The sequence below is a fragment of the Gemmiger sp. genome (assembly GCF_057431175.1).
In genome coordinates this window covers 30961-52744 of the sequence record NZ_DBMDDV010000018.1, presented here as the reverse complement: position 1 = coordinate 52744, position 21784 = coordinate 30961, and the positions used below count along the sequence as shown (strand labels likewise).

Genomic DNA, 21784 nt, shown 5'->3' with positions numbered 1-21784 from the left:
AGCCGCCATGAAAAACACAAAAAAGATGCTGCCGCTGGTGGTGCTGATCATTGTCATGGCGGTGCTGGTCGTGCTGCTGGCCGTATTGCAGCGCGGGGACGATACCACCGACGCGACGCTGCCGCTGTGCAGCTTTGCGGTGGAAGATATCGACCGCCTGTCCTACGCGGGCAACAACCAGGATGTGACGTTGGTCAAAAACAGCTCCGGCGACTGGATGCTGGAATCCGACCCAACATTGCCGCTGGACCAGACGAAAACCGCCAGCCTTGTAGAGAGTTACGCCAACCTGACCGCCCAGCGCAAGCTGGAGGGCAGTGACCTGACCGACCTGCCCGAAAAGAGCGCTACCCCCCAGATGACCATTGCCATCGGCGCGGGAGAGGAGAGCGTCAGCCTGACCGTGGATCAGCTGAACAGTGTGGCCGATGTCTATTACGTCTACGACGACACCGGCGCGGCCTACACGGTCAAACGCAGCGATTTGGCTACCTTGAGCAAATCTGCCCGTGACCTGTACAAGGCCCAGACACTGACCGACAAGACGCTGGATGATGTGGTGTCGATGCAGATGAATGACCTGGACTTCACCCAGACTGACGGCAGCTGGACGCTGACCGACGATGCGGGCTACGCCCTGAACCAAAGCAGCGTCAAAAAGATAGCCAACACGATCTTACAGATGCAGACGGCATGGACCATCACGACGCCAGACGCAGACAGCGCCTACGGCTTGGATGACCCGGACGTGACCACAACGCTGACCTTCACCGACGGCACAAGCCTGACGGTGCGGTTTGGCACGGAGGCCACCGACACCACCGACAGCCTGTGCTACCTTGCCAGCGACGCCGCGCCTACCGTGGTGTATGAGGTGAACGCCGACCACAAGGCGGCTTTTGCCGTGACGAAGGAGACGCTGCATGATGCCACCGCCACCGCCGAGACGGCAGCGACCACCGACGTGGTAGCCCAGTACCCGGTAGGCGGCGAGAACGACTACGCCGCCAGCCTGCCGGACTAACAGATACAAAAGAGAGGGAGATGCTGTCCCTCTCTTTTTTCTTGCCCCGGCAGGAGAAATATGCTACTATACATATAAGGTAGTGCCATTGCAGGGGCCGGGTATGCCCGGCCCGCACGTGTAAGGAAGATGCCCATTTATCCGTTGATTTGCAGGGTGGGACGCCTCGCCCCGCCGCGCCTTCCCACAGCCGCCCCCTCGAAAACCGAAAGGAGAACTCTGCCCATGAAAACCCTCCTTCCTATCCTTGCTGCTCTTCTCCTTACCGCTTGTGCCTCCGCCTCGGCCTCCACGGCCACCCCCGCGCCAACAGAAACCCCCGCCTCCACGGCCGCAACCCTGACCCTCGAACAAAAAGTCGGTCAGCTTTTCATTGTCCGGCCGGATGCCCTCGATTTGACCCTCTCCCAGGAGACCATTGACGATCCCAGGGCCGACGGTGTGACCCAAGTGACCGACGCCATGCGGGAGACACTGCAGCAATACCCGGTGGGCGGCATCTGCCAGTTTGGCAAAAATATCGAGTCACCGTCCCAGCTGGCGCACTTCAATAAAGACTTGCAGGCCGCCAGCGCCACGCCGCTGTTCATCACGGTGGATGAGGAGGGCGGCATGGTCGCGCGGCTGGCGAACAACGACGCCTTTGACCTGCCCCGCTATGCCAGTGCCGCCGCAGTGGGTGCATCGGGCGATCCTGAGAACGCCCGCGCTATGGGGCAGACCATCGGCGGGTACCTGAAAACCTACGGCTTCAATATGGACTTTGCGCCCGATGCTGACGTGAACACCAACCCCGATAACCCCATCATCGGAGAGCGTGCTTTCTCGTCGGATGCCGCCACCGCTGCCCAAATGGCCGCCGCTGCGGCGGAGGGCCTGCGGCAAAACGGCATCCTGCCCACGCTCAAGCATTTCCCCGGCCACGGCGATACTGCCGAGGACAGCCACACCGACCTGGCTGTGACCTACAAGACCCGCGAAGAACTGGAAAACTGCGAACTGCTGCCCTTTGCGGCGGATACCGGCCTGCACGCTGTCATGGTGGGGCACATCGCCGCGCCGAACGTGATCGGCAGCGACACCCCTGCGACCCTCTCGGCGGAGCTGATTGCGATGATTCCCGACGCAGAGAACACGCTGATCGTCACCGACTCACTTTCGATGGACGCCATCACAAAAGCCTACACTCCCGGAGAGGCTGCCGTCCAGGCCATCCAAGCGGGGTGTGATGTACTTTTGATGCCAAACTCCCTGCAGGAAGCCTACGATGCTGTCCTTGCCGCTGTGCAAAACGGCACGATATCCGAAGCCCGCCTTGACCAAAGCGTCAACAAAATCCTGCATTATAAACAACAATTTGCAGTGTAGGGGCGGGGCTCTGCTCCGCCCGCATCTGACGCACGCTATAATGTATAAACGAGGTACCCTATGTCCAACACCATCTGGGCCGTCGATGGCTCTTTTTTCGCTCAGCGCGTCTCGGGCATCCAGCGCTATTCCATTGAGTTGCTGGCCGCCCTGGATCGCATTGTGCCGCCCGATTTTGTGGAGATCGTCACCCCGCAGGGCGTGACCACCCCGGCCTACCAGAACATCCGGGCCGTGCCCTTCGGCACCCGCCGGGGCCTTGCCTGGCAGCAGCTGGATTACCCTGAATATTTAAAGCGGCGCGGAGCCAAGGGCCTTGCTACGTGCAACATTATTCCATGGTTCGGCTTCCGCGGCATTGCAGTCGTTCACGATGTCTGCTACCGTGCCCGGCGCGATTTTTATACGTCCGTCCGCGACCGCCTGAGCGCCGCCTGGCACTGCCTGCAATACCGCCGCATTGCCCAAAAGGCCGAGCGCATCATCACGGTGTCGGAGTTTTCCAAATCTGAAATTCACAAATATTACGGTGTGCCGCTGGAAAAAATGAACATCGTCTACAACGCCTGGCAGCAGATGCAGCGCCTGACACCCGATGACGGCATTTTTGCCAAGCATCCGCAGCTGCAAAGGGGTGCGTACTATTTCAGCATGGCGAACCTGCTGAAAAACAAAAACTTCCCCTGGGTGCTGCGCGCGGCCAAGGCAAAGCCCGACGCGGTATTTGCCATTGCGGGTGGCGGTAGCCTGGCCGCCGAGGCCGAGCGCCTGGGGCTGGCCGACCTGCCCAACGTGCTCTACCTCGGCTATGTCGCCGACGGTGAGGCCAAAGCGCTGATGGCCCACTGCAAAGCGTTCCTTTTCCCGACGCTCTACGAGGGGTTCGGTATCCCTCCATTGGAGGCCGTCGCCTGCGGTGCGCCTGAGATCATCGTCAGCGATACCCCCTGTATGCGCGAAGTCTACGGCGACTGCGCCGCCTATATTGATTTGTGCACCAACCCCGGCGATGTTTCTGCCGTCACCCCGCCCGCCGCCGCCCCTGCCGCCCTGCTGGAAAAATACAGCTGGGACAAAAGCGCGGCGAAACTGCTGGAAATTCTGGAAAGGTAGGGTGTAAGCAGTGACAGACGAAGAAGCATTGAAAAAATTTTTGCTGGATATTGATTGCCTAAATGAACTGCTGCCGTGGACAGGAAAATTTAATCTGTTTGATGTGCTGAAAATTTCGCGGGCCGAAATTCGCCACAGCAATATGCTGGCGTGGCTTTTGAATGCAAATGAAAACCATGGCATGGGTGATGCGTATGTAAAAGCGCTGGTGCAAAAACTGGTGGCGAATGATAGTGCTGGGCGGTACGATGTGTTCCAACTGGCATTGATGGATTTTTGCAGCTTTACAGTACAGAGGGAGTGGAGCGATATAGATATTTTGCTCACCTCCAGCGAAGAAAAAACACTGATAGCATTTGAAAATAAGGTTGGTGCGCATGAGCACAGTGACCAACTGAACCGGTATCGAAAAATCCTTGAAAAAGCGTACCCGGACTATTGCAGAATCTATCTGTATCTGACACCAGACGGGGAATTGCCGAGTGATGAAGAGTACTGGGATGTGATGACCTATCTGGATATTGTTGAAACACTGGAAAGTGTTTCAGGCGGTATCGACTTGATTCCGGATGTGCGGTTGATGATTGACAACTATATAGCGATTATCAGGAGAGATATTGTGGACGACCAACAGTTGATAGAGATATGCGATAAAATATACAAAAAACATCAAAAAGCACTGGACCTCATATTTGAACACCGCGTGAATAACCGCGGGCAAATCGCAGCGGCGGTCAGAGAAACCCTACAGCAGATGAGCGATGAGGGCAGTATCGTTTTTGACGAAAATTCAACGGATTCCTGGCTGTGCTTCCACACAAAAGAAATGGACGCAGTACTGCCGCCGCTGTCTGCAAACAATGGGTCATGGGGCAACAGCAACATCTATAACTATTGGTTTGGCAGAACGGATGAATCCCTTTCGCTTGTCTTTGAACTCGGCGGCTGGAATTTGCCAGAGGACAGAAAGAAAATTCAAAATAAAATTATAGACATCGCAAAACCAAACGACAAAAAGCGGGAAGGTTATCGGTACAAGCGTGTTTATTCAAAAAAATATGGGATTGATACCGAAAATGATTTGCAGACAGAAGTCCGTGAACAGGTGATAAAGGCGGTTTTGGATCTGAAAATCTGGGAGAAAAAGCTCCTTGTAAAGGTGCAACAGAACTAAAAAAGGGGGCACAGCTCGGAAATGAGTTGTGCCCCTCAGTATGTCAAAAAATGCTTTCCACCGTCGTAGAGAATGTAGAGGCAAACAATGTTCGTACACAGGAGCCTCGACTACATTTATAAGTTAAGATGAGTTTTTACCTCATTCCATATTTCCTGTCCAGACTCCTGTATTGCAGCGCCTCGGACAGATGCGCTGCGTCCAAAACTTCACTTCCGTCCAAATCGGCCACGGTGCGGGCTACCCGCAAAATGCGGTCATAGGCGCGGGCGCTGTATCCCAGCCGTTCAAATGCGCCGCGCAAAATTTTCTCGGCGGCGGGGGTCATGCGGCAGTAGCGGCGCAGCGCACTGGAAGGCAGCTGCGCGTTGCAGCGCACGCCGCGCAGGGCCTTGTACCGCTCCCGCTGCAAGGCGCGGGCGGCCATGACCCGGGCGCGGATGTCGGCACTCGGCTCGCCGCCTAACTCCGACGCCAAATCGTCATATTCCACCGGAAGCGCTTCAACGTGCAGGTCGATACGGTCCAGCAGCGGCCCCGAAATGCGCCGCCGGTAGGCATCCACGGCACTGGGCGTGCAGGTACACTCCCGCGTCGGGTGGCCTAAGTAGCCGCACTTGCAGGGGTTCATGGCTGCCACCAGCATAAACTTACAGGGGTAGGACGCCGACCCATGCACGCGGCTGACCGTGACTTTGCCATCCTCCAACGGCTGGCGCAGCACCTCCAGTGTGTCGCGGGCAAACTCCGGCAACTCATCCAAAAACAGCACACCGTTGTGGGCCAGGCTCACCTCGCCGGGGCGGGGCACAGACCCGCCGCCCACGATGGCGGTGGAACTGACACTGTGGTGCGGGCTGCGGAACGGCCTTTCCCTGACCAGTCCCGCGCCGCCGCGCAAAAGCCCGGCCACCGAATAAATCGCGCTCGTTTCCAACGCTTCCTCATAGGTCAGCGGCGGCAGAATGCCCGGCAGCCGCTTTGCCAGCATGGACTTACCGGTACCCGGCGGGCCGACCAACAGCAGGTTGTGCCCGCCTGCGGCGGCAACCTCCATGGCGCGGCGGGCTTCGCTCTGCCCGCGCACATCGGCCATATCCGGCCCCAGCCAGACGCCGTTCTCATCGTACCCTTCGGGCGTGGCCGGAGTGATGGGATCCGCGCCGCACAGGTGCAGCACAACATCCTGGGCACTGCGGGCAGGGTAGACGGTCAGCCCTTCGGCCACAGCGGCTTCGGCAGCGTTCTCGGCGGGCAGAAACAGCTCCTTCACGCCGTTCTGCACAGCAGCCATCGCCATGGGCAGAACGCCGGTCACGGGGCGCAATGTGCCGTCCAGGCCCAGCTCCCCTAAAAACGCCCGTTCGCCGCCGGGGACGGGCAGCTTGCCCTGCGCGGCCAGAATGCCCACGAACACCGGCAGGTCATATACCGGCCCGGTCTTGCGCACGTCGGCGGGGGCCAGGTTGATGGTAATACGGCTGGCGGGCCACTCGTAGTGCAGGTTCTTGATGGCGCTGCGCACCCGCTCGCTGCTCTCCTTCACCGCCGAATCCGGCAGGCCCACCAGATTGAACTGCGGCAGCCCGCCGGACAGATCGGCCTCCACCTGCACGATGTACCCGGCTAACCCGGTCACGCCGAGGCTTGTCACTTTTGCATACATAGGCGGCTCCCTTTACAGTTTTTCCACGCCGGGAATCAGCGCGGGGTCATACATGACTTCGGAATGGTTGTCCAGCACAAGCTCCCGGTGCAGCAGCTGCCCGGTCTGTGCGTCCAGTGTCTCCTTGTAAATCTTCGACACACGGTAATATTTGCCGCCCTCTTTTTGGAAGTGGTGCCCTTCCTCCACAATGCGGTAGCGGCAGGGCAGGGGGCGCTCACAGCGCAGCTCGGCGTAGAGATTGTCCTCATCGCACCACAACAGCAGCTGGAACGTCTGGTCCGTCTCATTTTTAAAACGGTAGTCGCCGTTATTGTAAAACACCGACGTGCCGGAACTGAACGGCACCCGCGGCCCCTCGTCGGGGGCCAGCGCGTCGGAGTGCTTGTGGAACTCGGTCACGGTCAGAGGGCTTACCAGCACAACGCGGTGAATCGTGTTTGCCAGGTTGCACAGCCCGCCGCCGATGCCCGGCAGAATATGATTACGCACCAAAATCCGCCCATCCCGGTAGCCTTTGCGCTTGGTCGTCTTGCCCACCCGATGCCAGAAGGAAAACGTCTCACCCGGGCGGATGAGAATGCCGTTGAGCCTTTCATTGGCAAGGCGGATGTTGACGGCCTTGTTCTCCTGCAAGACTGGGTCGATGCCCTTGCCGCGCTTGATGAGGTGCGAACTGTACTGCGCCACTATGCAGGGCAGAGGCGCGGTATCCTGCGTGTCGGCATAGTTTTCCTGCGCGAAAAAATTCTTGATATGGCGCTTGCAGATTTCCTTTTGCAGCGCAATTTTGTAACAGGTCGGGCTGATATCGCAGAACATGAAACTGCCTCACTTTCCTATGCCGTCCAGACGGCCCCGGCGGCGCGGGTCACGGTGGTAAAACCAGAGGATGGCTTTTTCCAGCACACGCTTTTTGCCATAGTGCGTCTCGCCGGGCAGCCGGATGAAATCCACCAGGATGCTGTCCAGCCCGGCGCGGTTTGCGCCGCGGATATCCCGGAACAGCTGGTCGCCGACGCAGACGACCTGCTCGGGCGGCAGGCCCAGCATGGCGCAGGCCCGGCGGTAGGCAGCGGGGTCGGGCTTGCCCGCCTCGGCAATAAGAAGCGTGCGGATATTGCGGTTGAATCGCTCGATGCGCGCGGCAGAATTGTCGGAGAGCAGCAGTGTTTTCAGCCCCAGGCTGTGGATATGGCGGAACAGCGCATCCACCTCGGGCGTGGAATCGTTGCCGTGGTGGACAAGCGTGTTGTCAATGTCAAACAAAATGCCTCTGTAGCCCAGCGCGGCCAGCTTTTCATAGTCGATGGCAAATACACTGGGAACATGGGCCGTGGGGTACCAACGCTCAAGCATACGGGGCCTCCATATAGTCGCAGACGGTGTTGATCTGGTCGGCGATATCCCCGCCAAAAGCGTGCGCAAAAAAGGCGCTGCCGATGGTGAAATACGCGGCCCCGGCAGCTTTGATTTCATCCAACCGGGCAAAGCTGTTCACACTGCCCGCCAGGCAGATCGGCGCATGGACCGCCGCGATGAACGCACGGTTCAGCGCCGCCGCGTCGCCGGTATAGCGGTAGCCCAGCAGATCAATGCCGTCCACGCCCTTGGCTAAATAGCCCTCGGCCTCGCAGATCATCCCCGCCGGGGTGCCGTGCAGGATAGAGGGACGGCCAGAAATTTGCCCGACGAAGGGCATATACCGCAGCCCATGGGCGCGGCAATAGGCATGAACGGCGTCAGAGTAGACCGTACCCATCAGGATATCACACCCGCAGGCAGCGGCCATTTCGGCCCCGCGCAGGCATTCTGGCTCAGTGTAGGCGACGACCTCCAAACAGGTCGTCTTGCCGCAGGCTTTCATCTGGGCAAACAGGGCCTGCATCTCGGCGAAGGGAAGCCCTTCCTCTTTAAAGCCCCAATACCGGGCGCGGGTGTGCTGACACCGGGCAAAGACTGCGGCGGCATCGGGCACAGTGACGTCGTTGTGAGTCAGCATGACGATGAGTTCAGGCGTATGTTTCATATGGGTCCACGGCTTTCCTTGGATATAATCATCGATGCGCAGAGCAGATACCTTCACTATACACTGGAAAACGCCGTTTGGCAAGGGCGAAAGGCGAAAGAAACTGTAAAAATCAGGCAAAAATAAACAAAATTCGATTGACAGAGTACGGCAAAGTTGGTATATTTAGAGTATACCTAAGTTAGTATTTCCTATGGAAAGTGAAGGTGTTTTACTTATGTATCAAGATATGTATGAGCGCTGGCTCGCCGCAGAGCTGGACGACGCCGACCTGAAACCTGAGTTGGAAAGCGTCAAGGGCGACGATGCCGCCATCCAGGACCGCTTTGCCGTGGCCCTGAAATTCGGCACCGCCGGTCTGCGCGGCGTCATCGGTGCAGGCACCAACCGCATGAATATTTACGTTGTCCGCCAGGCCACCCAGGGCCTTGCCAACTGGGTCAAGACCCAGGGCGGCAGCCAGACCGTTGCCATCAGCTATGACAGCCGCATCAAGAGCAACCTGTTCGCCAAGACCGCTGCCGAGGTGCTGGCCGCCAACGGTATCAAGGTCCGCATCTATAAGGCCCTTATGCCGGTTCCCGCGCTGAGCTTTGCCACCCGCTACTACAACTGCAACGCGGGCATCATGGTCACGGCCAGCCACAACCCCGCCAAGTACAACGGCTACAAGGCCTACGGCCCGGACGGCTGCCAGATGACCGATGAGGCCGCCGACATTGTCTACGCCGAGATCCAAAAGACGGATATCCTGACCGGGGCCAAGCTCATTTCCTTTGAGGATGGTCTGGCCCAGGGGCTGATCGAGTATGTCGGCGAGGACTGCATCAATGCCCTCTATGCCGCCATCGAGGCCCGCTCCATCCGCCCGGGCATCTGCAAGACTGCCGGTCTCAAGCTGGTCTACAGCCCGCTGAACGGCTCCGGCCTTGTGCCCGTCACTCATGTCCTGGGCGACATCGGCATCACCGATATCACCATTGTGCCCGAGCAGAAGGAACCCGACGGCAACTTCCCGACCTGCCCGTACCCCAACCCCGAAATTTTTGAGGCTCTGCGCCTGGGTCTGGAACTGGCCGAGAAGTCCGGCGCTGATCTGATGCTGGCTACCGACCCTGACGCAGACCGCGTGGGCATCGCCGTCAAGTGCAAGGATGGCAGCTATGAGCTGCTCTCCGGCAACGAAGTCGGCGTTCTGCTGCTGGACTACATCTGTGCAGGCCGTATCGAGCAGGGCACCATGCCGAAGAACCCTGTCATGTGCAAGTCCATCGTCTCCACCCCGCTGGCTGACAAGGTTGCCGAGCATTACGGCGTCGAGTGCCGCAACGTCCTGACCGGCTTCAAGTGGATCGGCGACCAGATCGCCAAGCTGGAAGCCGCCGGTGAGGTTGACCGCTTCATCTTTGGTTTTGAGGAGAGCTACGGCTACCTGGCTGGCCCCTATGTCCGCGACAAGGACGCCATCATCGGCTCGATGCTGATCTGCGAGATGGCCGCCTACTACCGCGCCAAGGGCTCCTCCATCAAGGAAGAACTGGAGCGCATCTACGCCGAGTATGGCCGTTACCTGAACAAGGTTGACAGCTTCGAGTTCCCGGGCCTGTCCGGCATGGACAAGATGGCGGGCATCATGCAGGATCTGCGCGACAACCCGCCGAAGGACTTTGCCGGTGACAAGGTCGTCAAGGTCGTTGACTATAAGAAGCCCGAGGAAACCGGTCTGCCTGCCGCCAATGTCCTGATCTATACGCTGGAAAGCGGCGCAACCGTCGTCGTGCGTCCCTCCGGCACCGAGCCGAAGATCAAGACCTACTTCACCACCAAGGGCAAGGACCTTGCCGAGGCTGAAGCCAAGAAGGAAAAGCTGGCCGAGGCCTGCAAGCCGTTGCTGGCGTAAAATTTAGGATAGCGTAAGTAAGCGCACCGTGTCTGTTTTGGGACGCGGTGCGCTTTTTTGTCGCCGCCCATGTAGGGGCCGGGCATGCCCGGCCCGCGCGTGTAAGGCAGACGACCGCCTATGCAGGGGGCCTTGACCCCTCCGCGGGACGCCGAGGACACCGCCCACTACACAAATGCTGCCGTAGACTATCCCGCTATTTGTAGGGGAGAAATTCATCCCTTCCGTGCATCTCCACCACTGCGCACTTTCCCCAAAAACTCCCCCAATAATTCGTCACCCATGCCACTTGACAATACAATTCTACACTTGTAGAATAAAATCAAATCAAATCTTCTACAACCGTAGAATCAAAAGGAGGCCCACCATGTTCCTGCCGCTTTTCATCGCCTTTCTGGTGCAAGGCCTGCTGCTGGGCCTTGTGGTGCTGGCCCTGTTGGCCGCAGCCCCCAAGCTGCAAAAACGGTATGGCCCGCGGTGGCTCTGCCGCCTGTGGGTGGCGCTGGCGGTGCTGTTCCTCGTGCCGGTTCGGGCGCTTCTGCCTCAGGCCCCGGCGGCGGTGACGGTCAGCGCTCAGCCGTTTTATACCCAGATGACCGCCCTGACGGAGGAAACCACCACGAAGCCCGCCGCCAACGTACCCTACCGCACGACCACAGCCGACGACAACACGATGCATTACATCGTGCCCCGCGCGGAACTGCAAACCGGCCGGCGTACTGTGCTGGAACGTCTTGCCATCGATACAAACTGGGGCAACCTGGCGGCCCTCGCGTGGGAACTGGGCGTCATGGCTGTTGCACTCTACCAGTTCGGCGGCTATGCCGTCTGGCGTATTCGCGTGGGCCGCAACGCGCAGCCGGTGGCTAAAAGCTGGCGTGACGCCCTGCCGCAGGGCCAATGCCCGCAAATGCAGGCCACGCCGCTGGTGCGCAGCCCCATGGTGGCGGGGGCGCTGCATCCCGTCCTGCTCGTCCCTGCGGGCGAAGCCCCCAAGGGTGCGGACTGTATGCTGGTTCACGAACTGACCCACATAAAACGACATGACGTCGCGAAAAAGCTGCTGCTCACGCTGGTGTGCATCCTGCACTGGTACAACCCGGCTGTCTGGATGCTGGCCGCCCGCGCGGGCCGTGATATCGAGGAAGCCTGCGACGCCGAGGCCCTGCACGGCCGCGACGCTGCTTACCGCACGGCCTACGCCGATGCCCTGATGACCGCCGTGCGCCGCAGCCGCGGCCCGGCTCTGACCAGCGGTTTTGCGCTGAACAAGCGCCAGTTCAAGCAGCGCCTTGCCGCGCTATGGGACACTGCCCCCAAACGCCGGGGCCGCACTTTGCTGGCCGCACTGGCTCTGACCGCCTGCTGTGCGGGCGGCCTGGTGGCCTGTCAAGTCGCCGATACCCCAACACAGGAGACACCCGAACCCGCGCCCACTGCGACGCCCTCGACAGAAGAAGCCCTTGCGGAGATCAAGGACATCAACCGTCAGCTGCCCACGGAGCAGCAGCTCACCGCCACACGGCGCGTGGACAGTTACTTCTGGGACGAGTGCCTGCCGACCCTGTGGGGCTACAAGTTCAACGGCGGTATGACCTCGCTGGTCGAGGACCCCGCCGCCGAAAGTGCCGAAAACGAAAATCTGGCCGCCATTTTGCAGGAACCCCGCGCGGACGGCACGACCTGGCAGGACTTTCTGAACGCAGGCAAAGGCACGTTCGCCAAGGTGAACTTTGAAGCAGAACTCGAGCCGGAAAAACTTTTCTTGGGCCCACAGTATGGCGAGGGTGATTTTTATATTTATATCGCCGTGCCCTATGACGAGAGCGAACCCTGCGAGCTTGTCAGTGGCTGGCAGCAGAACAACACCGGCGAGACGGCCCACTTCGGCACGATCGACCCCGCGCGGGAATTGCGGCTGACCAACCGCCAGTACCGCACCCTGGTACACCAATGCAACGCGCTGGCCCAGGCGGGCGCACGGGATTTTGGCACCCCCGCCGACTGGCCGCAGGCCGAGCTGGAAACCTACCTATATTACCGCAATCAGGATTTCCACACCTTTGCCGATGCCCTGCTGATGCTGAACATCGACTTTACCGGGGGTCGAGATTGGAACAGCCTGCCGTACTTTTTGACCTACGATGAGCTGAATGCGCTGGATTTCACCGCGCCCAAGACCGACGCCATCCCCGACTACGTTGTGGCCGAGGGCGACGACTGCGGCGTATGGGCGTTCACCCGCGACGGCGACTACCTGACCGCCACGTGGGCGGGCGTGCAGGAATACATCTTCTATGTCTACAACGGCGACACTGCCGCCCGCACGGTGATTGTCGGCCCGAACGGAGAGCAGACTGCACCTATTACCGAGATGCCGTACGACGCCCGCACGGTCATTGCCGGCGGCCACAGCTTGGATTAAAAGGAGACGCCCATGCCAAAAATCAAACGCCTGCCCGATGCAGAGCTGGAAATCATGAACGCTTTGTGGGATGCCGCCGCACCCCTGACCGCCGCCGAATTGGAAACCGCCCTGCCCGGCCCGCCCCGCGCCCGCACCACGCTGTTGACCCTGCTGGCCCGGCTGGAAGAAAAGGGCTGTGTCACCCGCGAAAAGCAGGGGAGGGGGTACCTTTACACCGCAACCCTGACCCGCAGTGAATACCTGCCCGCCGAGAGCAAAAGCGCGTGGCACCGCCTGTTCGGCGGCAGCCCCCGCAGCTTCGTCGCCGCCCTGGCAGAAACCGATACCCTGACCGATGCCGACATAGACGAGCTGACGGCGTATCTGGAGGAACTGAAAAAAGAGAGAAAATAGCGTAAAATTTGTAGGGGTGAGCACTGCTCGCCCCTACTTGCAATTCTCCCTCAACTTGTAGTATAATAATATGTCCCATAGTATCTGCAAGTGAGGTGACGCGCTATGCCCGGTGATCTGCATACCCATACGACCTACTCCGATGGCTCGACCCCGGTGGACAAGCTACCGTTTCTGGCGGCCTGCGCGGGGATGACCCACCTGGCGGTTTCTGACCACGATTCCATCCAGAGCGTGCGGTACGCCTACGCCCATCCGGTGCAGAACGGCGTCCACCTCATCCCGGCCACTGAGCTGACCGCCTACGACTATGAGCGCGCCCACCGCGTCCACCTGCTCTGCTACTGGCCGGACGACTGCGCCCCGCTGGCGGATTTCGCCGCCATGATGGCCGAGCGCCGCCTGACCGCTATGCTGCAAAGCTGCAAGGAGCTGGAACAAATCTGCCCCCAGTTCCGCACCGAGGAAGCGCTGGAACTCGCCAGGGACAGCGGCACGCTGTTCAAAGCCCAGGTCATGCGGGTGCTGTGGCAGTACGGCCTGGCCGACGGTATGTATAATACGGTATACAAATCGCTTTTCGGCCTGAAACCTGTGCGCGGGCGCATCCTGCACACGCCCCGGTATGAGCCTGTGGACACCGTGCTGGAGGTCATCAAGGCAAGCCGCGCAGTGGTCGTGCTGGCCCACCCCAGCGTCTACCACAGCATGGAGCTGGCCCGGGAGCTGATCGCAGCCGGGCGGCTGGACGGCGTCGAGATCAACCACCCCCGCAACACGCCGGAGGACAAGGCCGAGCTTGCCCGCCTGGCAAAAGAAAACGGATTGATCGTTACCGGCGGCACGGACTACCACGGCATCAACACCGTGACCCCGCGCCCGGTGGGGGCATTCTCCACCAGTGACGAAATGATTGCACGCATCGGCGACATTGCCAAGGCGCGCAAGGCAACCTGGAAAAAGGCAAAATAAAAGAGCAATAAAATTTAAGGAGCAATACATCATGACTTACACGTACAACAACAAAGGCACCTGTTCCGTCCGCACCGTTGTGGAACTGAACGACGACCACACCATCAAGAGCGTGCAGGTTCTTGGCGGCTGCGACGGCAACCTGAAGGGCATCGCCAAGCTGCTGCCCGGCATGAAGGCCGAGGACGCCATCGCCCGCATGGAAGGCACGACCTGCGGCCGCAAGCCCACCAGCTGCCCCGACCAGATCGCCCAGGCATTGAAGGGCGCACTGGCGGAGATGCAGTAAAAAGCCTTTTCCCCGCGGGGCTGCACCCGCAGGTGCGTGTCGGAGCGCAACCGCCGCAGGCGGCTCTTAGCGCGAAGACTGAAGGTGGCCGAGCTGGCGAGGCCGGATGAGGGCAGGCTTTTCAGTGGCATCCCCCGCAGACAGGTGGTGCCGGCAGGCTTTGCCCTCATCAGTCTGCTTCGCAGACAGCTTCCCCCGATGGGGAAGCCTTTTGACGTTGAAAGGAGCTTCCCATGGACTGCTTCCATTACCCTCTCGATACCGAGACCCTGCTGCGGAAAAAGCGCAAGCTGCGGCGTGAGCTGCTGGCCCAGAACCCCCACCCGCTGCACAAAAAAATCGCCATCCTCGGCGGTTCGACCACCAACGAAGTGGCCGACCAGCTGGGGCTGTTTCTGTTGCAATACGGCATCGAGGCAGAGTTTTACCAGAGCGAGTACGCCCAGTACTGGCAGGACGCCATGTTCGGTACGCCCGAGCTGGACGACTTCCACCCGGATGTCATATACATCCACACCAACTGGCGCAACCTGACCGCCTTGCCCACCACCGCCGACAGCGAAGCCGATATTGATGCCATGCTGGACGCGCAGTATGCCCATTTTGAGACAATGTGGCAGGCGCTGGAACGAAAATTCGCCTGCCCGGTCATCCAGAATAACTTTGATAGGCCTAATTATCGACTCATGGGCAACCGCGATATCTGGGATCCCCACGGCCGCTCCAATTTCATCAGCCGTCTGAACCAGAAATTCTACGCCTACGCCGCATCGCATGAACATTTCTATATCAACGATATCGACTATCTTTCCGCTGACTACGGCCTGACCGCCTGGGGCGACGCCTTCTTCTGGCATATGTACAAATATGCCATGTGCCTGGACGCTATCCCTTCGCTGGCCAACAGCGTGGCCAATATCATCAAGTCCTTGTACGGCCGCAACAAAAAAGCGCTTGTGCTCGACCTGGACAATACGCTCTGGGGCGGCATCGTCGGCGACGACGGTGTGGACGGCCTTGCCATCGGCCCCGAAGTGCCCGAAGGCCAGGTCTACGCCGAGTTCCAAAGCTACTGCAAGGCGCTGAAATCCATCGGCGTTATCCTGGCTGTCGACTCCAAAAACGACGAGGCCAACGCGCTGGCGGGCCTGAACCACCCGGACGGCGTGCTGCGCCCCGACGATTTTGTCGCCATCAAGGCCAACTGGGAGCCAAAGGACTTGAACCTCAAGGCCATCGCGTCCGAGCTGAACCTCGGCGCGGATAGCTTTGTTTTTGCCGATGACAACCCGGCAGAGCGCGCCATCGTGGCCGCCCAGGTGCCCGGCGTGGCAGTGCCCGCGCTGGACGGCGCCGAAAACTACATCAAAACGCTGGATCACGGCGGCTACTTTGAGGTCACGGCCCTCTCGAAAGAGGATTTGAAAAAGACCGAACTCTACCACCAGAACGCCGAGCGCGCCAAGGCCCAGGCGGCTTTCACCGACTACGGCCAGTATCTCGACAGCCTGGAAATGACCGCCACGGTCAAGGGCTTTGAACCACTGTACATCCAGCGCATTGCCCAGCTCACCAACAAGTCCAACCAGTTCAATTTGACGACGCTGCGTTGTTCCGAGGATGATATCCACGCTATGGCCGAGAATGCTGCCTATATCAGCCTGTGCGGTAAGCTCGTGGATAAGTTCGGCGATAACGGCATCGTCACCGTTGTGGCGGGCCAGCAGCAGGGCGGCGCACTGCATATACGCCTGTGGCTCATGAGCTGCCGCGTGCTCAAGCGCGGCATGGAGGATGCTATGATGGACACTCTCGTAGCCGAGGCCGCCGCCCGCGGCATCAAGACCATTGTGGGCTACTACTATCCCACGGCTAAAAACGCTATGGTGCGTGAATTTTACGCTCAATTCGGCTTTGCCAAGACCGCCGAGGATGCTGACGGCAATACGACCTGGACGCTGGATGTGGCCGCCTACGCGCCGAAGCACCCCCACATGAAAATTGAACGCTGATAGGAAAAACGCTATGAAACACTCCTTCCTGCAAAAAGCGGCGGCCGCCGCGCTGTTTGTGCTGCTTACGGCGGCACTGCTGGCGGCTGCGGATTTTCTGCTGGTGGATGACGTACACTCCTACTCCCGTGTGATGCTGCAAGAATTGTACCGGGATGCGGGCAATATCGATACACTGTTCCTTGGTTCGTCCCACTGTTACCGCAGCGTGGATCCCGCCGCCGTGGACGCCGCGCTGGGCACCCACAGCTTTAACGCCGGGTCGTCCCAGCAGCTGCCGGACGGCTCCTACTATATGCTCAAAGAAGCCGCTGCGCAGAACGACCTAAAGACCGTATATCTTGAAATGTTCTACACCGGTTACAACGAAAGTGCATCCAGCAATGTGCCGCTGGCCTGCTACTTGCTGGTCGACCACATGAACGCCCTTTCGCCCAACCGTTATGAGTACCTGTGGGAGATGGGCGGCTTGGCGGCTTTTGCCGATCTGCTGCTGCCCGCCCGCCATGGCATAGCGTCGCTGTCCGGGATGCCTGCGCTGTGGCAGGCCAAGCTGGCCGACGGCTACACGACGGACAGCTACCGCTATGTAACCTACGAGGACAGCGGTGAGGCCTACCGCGGCCGGGGCTTCGTCTACACCGCGGGTATCCCGCAGGACGGCTTTGCCACGCTGCTGAATGTCGACCCTGACGCGCCGCTCTCTGACTTTGGCTGGGAATACCTGAACAAAATTACCGATTTTTGTCAAGAAAACGGCATCCAACTCGTGCTGTTCACGGCTCCGCTGCCCAGCGGCTATCTGTACAACACGCAAAACTACCAAGCCTATGTGGATGCCCTGCAGGATTTTTGCACCGCGCACGCGGGCCTGGAATACTGGGATTTCTCCCTCTACCGCCTGCAGCGCGATCTCAATTTGAAAATTGAGGACTTCTCCGATGCGCACCACCTGAACGGTGCAGGCGCGGAAAAGTTCACTGCCATCCTCTGCCAAACGATTCAGGAACGCGCGGCAGGGAAGGCCGTGGACGAAATTTTCTACCCCACGGTGGAAGAAAAACTGACCCTAACGCCGGATGATTCCATCCTTATGGCAAAAATGTAATCGCAACAATAATCTATACAAGGAGGCCCCACTATGCTCGCTGTGACATCACCCGGTTTTGTGCTGTTCGCAGCGGTGCTGGCGGGGCTTTGGTTTGCCTGCCCGCCGCCGCGCCGCTGGCAGTTGATGCTGGGGGCCAGCCTGGTATTTTACGCCGTGCTCTCCTGGCGGACGCTGCCGGTGCTGCTGGCAAGCGCGTTTCTGGTTTGGTGGTGCGCCCGTCGCGCGGCGGAAAAAGGCATCTTTTACGCGGGGCTGGCCGCCGCGCTGCTGCCGCTGGCCTTGCTCAAGTACCTGCCCGCCGCCCTGGGCTGGCATGGTACCTTGGCGGGGGCGCTGGGGCTTGGGTACTTCACCCTGCAGCTGGCGGGCTACCTCTGCGATGTGCGCCGGGGACGTATGCTGCCGGAAGAAAAATACCTGCGGCTTTTGTGCTATGCGTCGTTCTTTTTGTCTATCACCCAGGGACCTTTCAACCGCTACAACAAGCTCATGCCCCAGCTGGACCGCCCCACAAAATGGGATACCGCCCGGGCGTGGCGCGGCGCGCAGCGCAGCGCGTGGGGCTACTTTAAAAAGTTTGCGGTGGCGGATCGCGCCGCCGTGGTGGTGGACGCCGTGTTCGCCAACCCCGCCGCCTTTGACCGCACCCAGCTTTTGCTGGGTGGTGTGCTGTTCACCGTGCAGCTCTACGCGGACTTCTCCGGCTACACGGACATTGTCCTTGGCCTCGGCGAGGTGCTGGGGCTGGAGCTGCCCGAAAACTTCCGCCAGCCCTTCTTTGCGGATTCCGTCAGGGATATCTGGGCGCGGTGGCATATCAGCCTGTCCCAATGGCTGCGGGATTACGTCTATATCCCGCTGGGCGGCAGCCGGTGCAGCACCGCAAAAAAGGACCGCAACCTGATTCTGACCTTCCTTGTCAGCGGCTTGTGGCACGGCGCAGGGCTGACGTACCTCGTCTGGGGCGGCCTGCATGGCGTCTGCCAGGCGGTGGAAAACCACCTGCCGCACCGCCGCAGCGGCAAACTGCGTCACGCACTGCGGGTGCTGGGCACGTTCTGCATTCTGGCTGGACTGTTTATGATTTTCCGGGCCAGCAGCCTGGGCAATGCAGCAGATGTATTCAAAGGCATCCTACTCAATGGCGGCCATGCGGTGTTCAGCAATTATTGGGAGCTGGGCCTGACCAGCAGGCTGGAGCAGCTTATGCTCTTTGCAGGCATTGCCATTCTGCTGGGCGTGGATGCCGCCCACGAGCGCGGCGTCAGCCTGCGCGGAAAAATTGCCGCCCTGCCCACCCCGGCCCGCTGGGCTGTATACGAGGTCTGCATCTTCGCATTCCTCTTTATGGGGCGGTTCCTTGGCGGCGGCAGCTTCCTCTACGCACGCTATTGACCTGATGGTTGAGGGGTTGCATATGTGCGGCCCGCAGCCTCGCCCCATAATTGCGCATCTGCCTTGTACGCGCAGGCCGAGCATACCAGGCCTCTACAATAGCGGTAATAAAAAGGTGGGATAAGAACCTGTGCGGTTCCTATCCCATTTTTATTTTAATCTCTGATCTTCCCCAAAGAACTTGAACATCTTGCAGCCGCCCAGCATACGGCTGGCAACTTTCTCGGTGTAGCGGGCTACAAAAATATTCTGGTCAATAATATTTGTGGTATAGATTGTTGGGCGGTGGGTCAGCATCCGGGTGTTGATCAGCTCATACAGCACACTGATGGTCAGCGGCGTGATGTACTCGGTGCCCAGGTCGTCCAGAATCAGCAGGTCAGCCTCCTGGCAGGCGGCCAGCCATTCCTCATTGTTGGTGTAGTCAAAGTGCTCCTTGCCCAGCTGGGCGGCCAGCGCGGCAGCACTGGTGTACAGTACATCATGCCCGCCTTCCAGCACGGCATCTGCAATCGCCAGCGCCAGATGTGTCTTGCCCAGGCCGCTGTGGCCCATGAACAGCAGATTCGGGCTGTTGGCGCTGAATCGGGCCGCGTAGTTCTTACAGTAATTCAGCAGCTTGCCCATGTATTCCCGCGGGGAAATGCCCAGCTCCGGCTCCACATTGGTGCCGTACCGCTCCACCTCAAAGCTGGAAAACTGGCATAGCCCCAGCGGACTGGCGGCGTTGATCTCCTCCCGGCGCAGGCGGCGGGCCACATCGGCCACACAGCGGCAGGGGATGCCGCCCCGCATCCCGGTGTCCTCGCACAGGGGGCAGCGGTAAGCGGGTTTAAAGGCGCTCTCGTCGTACCCGGCCTCTTTCACAGCGGCGGCCAGCGTTTCATCGGCGCGGGCCAGCGCGGCACGGGCGGCGTCCATGCTACTGCCCAGTGCGGCGGCCTTTGCCAGGCCTAGGCCCGCCCGTATGTGGGCAGCGTCCGCTTCGGCCAGGGCGGGGTGCGCGGCGTAGGCGGCGCGGCGGGTCGTCTCGGCCTGCATTACAGCCTGCTGGCGGTACCCGGCAACCTCCCGCTGGGCGGCGCGGAATAGTTCATCTTTTGTGCGCATGGGTTAGCCCTCCTCGTCAAACATAGCGGCCCAGTTGCGGTTGAACAGGTCTTTCTGGGCGCTGGCGGCCGGCTGCTGGGTGCCGGGGCGCTCGGTCATCACAATGTTGCTGCCTTCCAGCTGGCCCTGCTTGCGGGCAGCCTCCACGGTGGTGATGCCCTGGGCACGCCAGGCCCGCAGGATGCCGTCCACATACCGCACGGTGTTTTTTCCGTTGGCATGCAGCAACGCCTCGTCAATCATCTCATGCCCAACGCCCATTTCCTCGTGCCAGCGGGCGATGGCGCGGCGCTCCCAGTTCGTCAAATCGCGCGGCGCAATGCCAAACTGGGCGGCGGCATCACTGCACCAGTCCTCCCGCTGTTTTGCGCGTTTCAGCCAACGCTCGGCGTCCTCTCCGGTCTCAACGCCGTCCTCCCGCCAGCGGGACAGCAGGTGGGCTACCGCGCCCACGGTGCGCCGTCCCAGGCGGGCGACCTCGGCGCAGCAGAGCAAAATTACGTCGGGTTTCCAGCCGTCGATCTGGTACAGGTCCACCAGCCGCTGTAACTCATTGCGGCTGATGCCCTTGCCAAAGATGGTCTGGGATTCCTGGCTGAGCACCGCCACATAGGGGTCGTTTGCCATGCTGGCCAAATCGGCGTGACGCGGCTCTGCCGCCGGGGCAGGGGAGCCGCCGCGCTCGTTTTCCAGCAATCCGGCACCAGCCCAGTATTGCAGGGCACGCTTGGCGGCTTCTATGCTGGGAAGCCCCAGCGTCCGAGCCATCGTGCGGGGGTCGGTGTCGCCGGTCTGCAAAATGTACAGCGCCGCGCGGATCGTGTCGCCGCCGGCCTGGGCAAGGTGGGTGAACACCAGCTGCGGCACCGCCACCGTATCGCCGTTGTACGGCACCAGCTTGTAACCCATGTCCGCAAACCTCCCCACTTTAAACTTGTGTCCAGTATACCATTTTTCCGCCGCCGTGTCCAGTTTTCCCCGCAAAACTGCCCAAAAATCACCCTTGGATTTTGGGTAAAGCGTTCCTTGTTTTTCACTGTGAAAATTTGTACAATATACCTATAAAGAGTTAAAGGGAGGACTCCACCATGGCGATGAATCTTGTTAAACTGCCCACCGGCAAACCGAACCTGCAGCTGCGCGTCAGCAAGGGGCACTATGCTACCAGCCATAGCCATATCAACTATTACATAGACGTCACGCTGACCAAGTTCCGCCTGTCTGAGGCCCGTGCCGCCGCCGCAGAGTTGATCCGCGCCTACAAGGCGACGACCATCGTGGACACCATCCTCTGTCTGGACGGCACTGAAGTCATCGGTGCCTGCATGGCCAGTGAGCTGACCAAGTCCGGCTACGTCAACATGAACGCCCACCAAACCATCTACGTTGTCACGCCGGAGCATACCACCGGCAGCCAGCTGTTGTTCCGCGAGAACACGGCCCCCATGATCTCCGGCAAGCATATCCTGGTGCTGGCGGCGTCCGTCACCACCGGCTACACTGTACAAGGCGCGATCGAGGCCATCCGCTACTACGGCGGCGAGGCGGTCGGCATTGCGGCGATCTTCGCCTCGGTGAATGAGTGCGCGGGCTACCCGGTGGCCAGCATCTTCAACACCCACGACCTGCCCGACTATGAGACGCACGATTCCCACAGCTGCCCCTGGTGCAAACAGGGCAAAAAAATCGATGCCCTCGTCAACAGCTTCGGCTATTCGAGCCTGTAAAGCCTTCCCCTGAAGGAGAAGGTGGCCGCAGGCCGGATGAGGGCGGACTTTGCCCGGCCCCGAGCCTTACAAT

Annotated in this window: 19 protein-coding genes; 13 read left to right on the top strand and 6 right to left on the bottom strand. The window is 60.0% G+C overall.

Going from position 1 to position 21784, the window contains the following annotated elements:
• The first annotated feature begins 7 nt into the window (after positions 1 to 7).
• The 4 genes from ACZO0A_RS07960 (at position 8) to ACZO0A_RS07945 (ending at position 4679) form a co-directional block, all read left to right on the top strand.
• Positions 8 to 1024: a DUF4340 domain-containing protein gene (locus ACZO0A_RS07960; RefSeq protein ID WP_486846196.1), complete on the top strand. Its 1017-nt coding sequence runs from the start codon at positions 8 to 10 to the stop codon at positions 1022 to 1024.
• A 225-nt stretch (positions 1025 to 1249) separates the two neighbouring features.
• Positions 1250 to 2392 carry a glycoside hydrolase family 3 N-terminal domain-containing protein gene (locus tag ACZO0A_RS07955; RefSeq protein WP_302376830.1) on the top strand — a complete coding sequence of 381 codons (1143 nt, stop codon included), beginning with the start codon at positions 1250 to 1252 and terminating at the stop codon, positions 2390 to 2392.
• Positions 2393 to 2452: 60 nt separating this feature from the next.
• Positions 2453 to 3505, top strand: coding sequence for a glycosyltransferase family 4 protein (locus ACZO0A_RS07950; RefSeq protein WP_302376831.1), 1053 nt, complete (start codon positions 2453 to 2455; stop codon positions 3503 to 3505).
• A gap of 10 nt (positions 3506 to 3515) precedes the next feature.
• Positions 3516 to 4679 (top strand): PDDEXK-like family protein, encoded by a 1164-nt coding sequence (locus ACZO0A_RS07945; RefSeq protein ID WP_302376832.1) that lies wholly within the window; start codon positions 3516 to 3518, stop codon positions 4677 to 4679.
• A gap of 136 nt (positions 4680 to 4815) precedes the next feature.
• On the opposite strand, the gene ACZO0A_RS07940 is transcribed toward ACZO0A_RS07945, so the two are convergent.
• From ACZO0A_RS07940 to ACZO0A_RS07925, 4 genes are read right to left on the bottom strand one after another with little or no spacing between them, the layout of a single operon-like run.
• Positions 4816 to 6345: a YifB family Mg chelatase-like AAA ATPase gene (locus ACZO0A_RS07940; RefSeq protein ID WP_302492927.1), complete on the bottom strand. Its 1530-nt coding sequence runs from the start codon at positions 6343 to 6345 to the stop codon at positions 4816 to 4818.
• 12 nt (positions 6346 to 6357) lie between these two features.
• Positions 6358 to 7167: a VanW family protein gene (locus tag ACZO0A_RS07935; RefSeq protein WP_294842021.1), complete on the bottom strand. Its 810-nt coding sequence runs from the start codon at positions 7165 to 7167 to the stop codon at positions 6358 to 6360.
• A 9-nt stretch (positions 7168 to 7176) separates the two neighbouring features.
• On the bottom strand, positions 7177 to 7704 hold the full coding sequence (locus tag ACZO0A_RS07930; RefSeq protein WP_294842018.1) for a YqeG family HAD IIIA-type phosphatase: 528 nt from the start codon (positions 7702 to 7704) through the stop codon (positions 7177 to 7179).
• A complete protein-coding gene (locus ACZO0A_RS07925) occupies positions 7697 to 8374 on the bottom strand; it encodes a hypothetical protein (RefSeq protein ID WP_302376834.1) in 678 nt (225 codons plus the stop codon). The genes ACZO0A_RS07930 and ACZO0A_RS07925 overlap by 8 nt, the downstream gene beginning before the upstream one ends.
• 217 nt (positions 8375 to 8591) lie before the next feature.
• On the opposite strand from ACZO0A_RS07925, the gene ACZO0A_RS07920 reads away from it, so the two are divergent.
• From ACZO0A_RS07920 to ACZO0A_RS07885, 8 genes are all read left to right on the top strand, one after another.
• The gene (locus ACZO0A_RS07920) at positions 8592 to 10274 is read left to right on the top strand and encodes a phospho-sugar mutase (protein ID WP_302376835.1); all 1683 of its coding nucleotides are present in this window, start codon (positions 8592 to 8594) and stop codon (positions 10272 to 10274) included.
• A gap of 367 nt (positions 10275 to 10641) precedes the next feature.
• A complete protein-coding gene (locus ACZO0A_RS07915; RefSeq protein ID WP_302376836.1) occupies positions 10642 to 12699 on the top strand; it encodes a M56 family metallopeptidase in 2058 nt (685 codons plus the stop codon).
• 12 nt (positions 12700 to 12711) lie between these two features.
• Entirely contained in the window at positions 12712 to 13095 is a 384-nt protein-coding gene (locus ACZO0A_RS07910; RefSeq protein WP_302376837.1) for a BlaI/MecI/CopY family transcriptional regulator, read from the top strand.
• Positions 13096 to 13200: 105 nt separating this feature from the next.
• The gene (locus tag ACZO0A_RS07905; RefSeq protein WP_215692518.1) at positions 13201 to 14067 is read left to right on the top strand and encodes a PHP domain-containing protein; all 867 of its coding nucleotides are present in this window, start codon (positions 13201 to 13203) and stop codon (positions 14065 to 14067) included.
• A gap of 31 nt (positions 14068 to 14098) precedes the next feature.
• Complete coding sequence (locus ACZO0A_RS07900) at positions 14099 to 14356, top strand: TIGR03905 family TSCPD domain-containing protein (RefSeq protein ID WP_215692519.1); 258 nt, start codon at positions 14099 to 14101, stop codon at positions 14354 to 14356.
• Between the two features lie 233 nt (positions 14357 to 14589).
• The gene (locus ACZO0A_RS07895; protein WP_302376838.1) at positions 14590 to 16368 is read left to right on the top strand and encodes an HAD-IIIC family phosphatase; all 1779 of its coding nucleotides are present in this window, start codon (positions 14590 to 14592) and stop codon (positions 16366 to 16368) included.
• Between the two features lie 13 nt (positions 16369 to 16381).
• A complete protein-coding gene (locus tag ACZO0A_RS07890; RefSeq protein WP_291231354.1) occupies positions 16382 to 17476 on the top strand; it encodes a hypothetical protein in 1095 nt (364 codons plus the stop codon).
• Between the two features lie 33 nt (positions 17477 to 17509).
• A complete protein-coding gene (locus tag ACZO0A_RS07885) occupies positions 17510 to 18874 on the top strand; it encodes an MBOAT family O-acyltransferase (RefSeq protein ID WP_302376839.1) in 1365 nt (454 codons plus the stop codon).
• Positions 18875 to 19024: 150 nt separating this feature from the next.
• Here ACZO0A_RS07885 and ACZO0A_RS07880 read toward each other — a convergent pair whose 3' ends face one another.
• Together ACZO0A_RS07880 and ACZO0A_RS07875 are read right to left on the bottom strand one after the other, a co-directional pair.
• Positions 19025 to 19984: an ATP-binding protein gene (locus tag ACZO0A_RS07880; protein ID WP_302376840.1), complete on the bottom strand. Its 960-nt coding sequence runs from the start codon at positions 19982 to 19984 to the stop codon at positions 19025 to 19027.
• A gap of 3 nt (positions 19985 to 19987) precedes the next feature.
• Positions 19988 to 20893, bottom strand: a complete 906-nt coding sequence (locus ACZO0A_RS07875; protein WP_302376841.1) for a DnaD domain-containing protein — start codon at positions 20891 to 20893, stop codon at positions 19988 to 19990.
• 179 nt (positions 20894 to 21072) lie between these two features.
• Here ACZO0A_RS07875 and ACZO0A_RS07870 point away from each other — a divergent pair, with 179 nt between their 5' ends.
• A complete protein-coding gene (locus ACZO0A_RS07870) occupies positions 21073 to 21711 on the top strand; it encodes a phosphoribosyltransferase (protein WP_302376842.1) in 639 nt (212 codons plus the stop codon).
• Positions 21712 to 21784 lie beyond the last annotated feature (73 nt).